Source organism: Kurthia huakuii LAM0618 (genome assembly GCF_000505545.1).
Classification (GTDB): Bacteria; Bacillota; Bacilli; order Bacillales_A; family Planococcaceae; genus Kurthia; species Kurthia huakuii.
In genome coordinates this window covers 1-3,591 of record NZ_AYTB01000019.1, presented here as the reverse complement: position 1 = coordinate 3,591, position 3,591 = coordinate 1, and the positions used below count along the sequence as shown (strand labels likewise).

Below are 3,591 nucleotides of genomic sequence, written 5' to 3'. Positions count from 1 at the left end.
AGGTTGGCTATCATGCACGTTTCCAGCTGTTAGTTGAAATAACAATGGGTTGCCTAACGCATCCACAATGGCATGGATTTTCGTTGTTTTTCCGCCACGACTTACACCGATGTGTTGGGCAACTTCGGTATCGATGGCGTTTTTTTTGCCCCCGCACTATGTTGGTGAGCGCGAACGCTTGTTGAATCGATGCTTACGTTTTCAAAATCAGGTTCGATTTGAAGCGCCTGAAAAATCAAAATGAGTGTCCCGTCATTGCGCCATTTACAAAAGCGCGCATATGCCGTTTTCCAAAAGCCATAGCGTTCTGGCAGATCACGCCAAGGTGCGCCACTACGCGCAACCCACAGCATCGCATTGAACATCTCACGGTTACTTCGTTTCGAAGGACGACCGGTTGTGTACGGTGGGAAGAACCCTTCAATTTGTTTCCACTGTTCATCTGTTAATTCGTAACGACTTGGCGCCATTTCATCCACCCCATTTTCTGATTTACACCATTGTATCATGGGGTGGAAATAGTTTTTAGACAGAACCTAGTTAATTGTTTCTAATAAAGCATCTAATTCATGTAATTTTTCTTTTTGAAAAGCTTTCATTAATTTTCGTACTTTTGGACCTGAAGCAATCTCATGTAGACATACATAATAACAAAAGTCCTTTAGTGTGTCTTGCGTCAATTTTATATTGCATTGTTCATCTTCTGAGGAAACTTCAAGTTCATTATCATCAATGACCTCTTGAATATCTGCATCATTACTACAAATAATAGTGGCACTTAATAAAAGTGCTGCCGCTAGACAGTGAATTTCCCCTAAATCATTCGTTCCTTTTAAATGACGTCCTTGTTCCACCTTTTTCTGATCTAACTTGCGAAAGGCCTGTTTAATCTGATGAACATAGCCTTCATAAATAGCATACAAATCATCTGATAAGCAATGTTCATCGTCTGGATTAAACAACTTCCATCGACCATCATCAATATATTGTGAAACTTTTTTTCGTGCACTGGCACTTAAGATTTCATCTAATACCATTTGATGAATATAAACCTCTTCATACAGCGCATCAATCCAGTCGAAAATAGTATCGTGTTGATACATATCTGCATGTAAAAGAATATTCGTGTCTACAAATACTTTCCCTTGGCGTTTATTCATTCGTGATACCCTGTTGTCGAAGTTTTTCGCTAACATTTGGTGCAAAGCTTGCAAGTTTATTACTTGCTGTTAAAGGATTTAAACCATTCTCTACGTGTAGTAACACTTGCTTTTCATAGGCATGAAATTGTGTAGTATGAATCGCTAAATCAAGTGGCGACTCTGGTAAAGCATAGTGTTCTCGTAATTGTTGCCACTTTTCCTCGGGATGAGATACTTTAATTGATTCTCCAACTTCAATAATTCGACGCTCAACTGTCTTATAAGGAGCAGCAGATAAATCTGCAATCGTAAGTACAGCCTGTTCCTCATTCCACTTTGATTTAAAGCGTTTCCATAAAGACTTTACAAGTGGCTTTGGTAACATTAAACATGCTGCAAAACGGTCTGCGGCGCGTTCATGATCAAAATTTTCTTTTTGCATTTGGCTTGCTTCTGAAAGATGCCAAAGCTCATGTGCTGCAGTAAAGTAGCGTGTTCGCAAAGGATGATGTGTATTTAATACTACAAACTTATCGCCTGATTGATGTGTAACAGCTGCACCAAAAAAAGCACCATCTTCGATATTTTTATAGACTAAATGCACTTCTTCACTTAAAATTCGTTCAATTTGAGAACCTAAAAATAGATCATAACCATAAACATCATCTAAAAAAGAAGCAGCAAAGGCTTCAGCAGTTTTTTCAGCTTGTTCACGTGCATTCATTTAGTCCACCTGCTTCATTGTCACATAATCTTCAATCGCAAAAAGGACTGCTTCAAAAGTGCGCTTCGATTGGCGATTTGTTAGTTCACCTCTAAAAACAATTTCTAAGGGTTCATTTGTTTCGTTCACTTGGATTAAATCCTTTACTTCTGTACCCAAAGCTTTTGCAATTGTTATTAAACGCTCTGGCTTCATGACACGTTCACCTGATAACATATGACCAATCAAAGATTTACTAATACCTGTATCATTACTCAAATCTTGATAAGATTTTCCTTGTTCCTGCAATAAACCTTTAATACGGTTTAATACCTGTGCATTTGATTTCATACTATCCCTCCGTCGTCTACATATATTATACAACTTTTTGTAGACGTCTACAATTTTGTATGACTAATACCAATTTCTCTTTTGTATGCGTTATATTAAAATTATTTTGATTTAAGTAATAAGTACTGAAATAAATAAAGGGGAGTGAAAACTATGAATGGACACTATTTAGGATAGGTAATCACAGCCGCAAAGTGGGACAAATTGCGGTTCGAAGCTTGGATGATGCAAAAATAAAAATGAACGCGTGTTAAACGACCTATTAGAAAGAGTCATGGGTCTATGCTATAATGAAGGCATAAGAAAAAGCCGATGCGCTAACATCGACTTTACAACGGTATTCACTGGAAGGTTGCAACTTTCGGTGTCGTACCTCTCCAGTAATAAAGTGTGTGAGAAGTCGTACACTTAAGCTGCTAGTAACAGCTCAAATGGTTTTGGACTCTGACTCTAATCTTTCGGATTGGAGTCTTTTTCTTTTTCCGTTTTATCTCGATTGATACCGAAGTGAACGGACGTTACTTTTAGCTTGCCATCTACACGTTCCATCTGAATACATAGGAATGGCGTAACAATTAGTAGTAACGCAATAAGAAGTACCATAAACCACCTCCCGTCCGAGAGGCCCCGTTGCTTCGTCATTATAACCTATTCATTCGTCCATTTATGAGCTATATGGAGCGAGTAATTCCATTGAGTTTGCGCTGCAAAGTTGGTCGTAACTAGATTTTATTGGTTTAAAATCTACAGATCCATATGATGAACGTGGCTGAAATGCCTTTTAACCCTACTTAATCGACAAATGATGAGTTAATACCCTAAATAAAAAAACAGCCTTTTTGGAACTATTTAATTACAATTTATGTCTAAATTGAGGGAGGTTCATCACCATAAGTCGGGGATGACAAAATCAATGCCCTGTTTCCAATCGTAATCGAAGGAAAAAATGGTCATCGTTTCGATAACCAAATCCACGTCTTTTGATGAGTTTGATTTTATTATTTGTACCTTCCATGATGCCGTTTGAGAAGGGTGAATAGATCGTATGAATCATCGCTTCTTCTCGTATAATCACCGTTTTGGCGATTTTCGCCACGACACCACATGTGTGGAACTGATCGCGTTTTAACCAATCCTTTAATCGCTTTTTCGCTTGTGTACTTGTCGTTGCTTTTAACACATTAGCGCATTTGGGTGCATTAACCGAACAAAGTTGTGCAAGAATAGGGCCAGATTAAAGGTCTATTTTATATATTTGCAAAATCCTATAACCTTAATCATCTATTTATTTAAGAAAGAAAGGAGAAGTTTTATGGGTTTTTGGTAGTTAATATTGCTTTTGATAGGTATTGTTCTTGTTATTGTTGGTCTTACAAAAAAAAGGTGTATCTGTGG

General features: G+C 37.7%; 5 protein-coding genes and 1 pseudogene. All 6 read right to left on the bottom strand.

Annotation, left to right across the window (positions count from 1 at the left end; all coding sequences use genetic code 11):
* Positions 1-470: pseudogene (locus V514_RS0116765) on the bottom strand (IS5 family transposase); the annotation flags it as partial.
* 66 nt (positions 471-536) lie between these two features.
* Entirely contained in the window at positions 537-1,160 is a 624-nt protein-coding gene (locus V514_RS0116760; protein WP_029501006.1) for a PIN domain-containing protein, read from the bottom strand.
* Positions 1,153-1,866, bottom strand: coding sequence for an ImmA/IrrE family metallo-endopeptidase (locus tag V514_RS0116755; RefSeq protein ID WP_029501005.1), 714 nt, complete (start codon positions 1,864-1,866; stop codon positions 1,153-1,155). The genes V514_RS0116760 and V514_RS0116755 overlap by 8 nt, the downstream gene beginning before the upstream one ends.
* Entirely contained in the window at positions 1,867-2,196 is a 330-nt protein-coding gene (locus V514_RS0116750) for a helix-turn-helix domain-containing protein (RefSeq protein WP_029501004.1), read from the bottom strand.
* A 450-nt stretch (positions 2,197-2,646) separates the two neighbouring features.
* Positions 2,647-2,799: a hypothetical protein gene (locus tag V514_RS20460; protein WP_161630215.1), complete on the bottom strand. Its 153-nt coding sequence runs from the start codon at positions 2,797-2,799 to the stop codon at positions 2,647-2,649.
* A gap of 307 nt (positions 2,800-3,106) precedes the next feature.
* Complete coding sequence (locus V514_RS0116740) at positions 3,107-3,376, bottom strand: transposase (protein WP_029501003.1); 270 nt, start codon at positions 3,374-3,376, stop codon at positions 3,107-3,109.
* Positions 3,377-3,591: the final 215 nt, after the last annotated feature.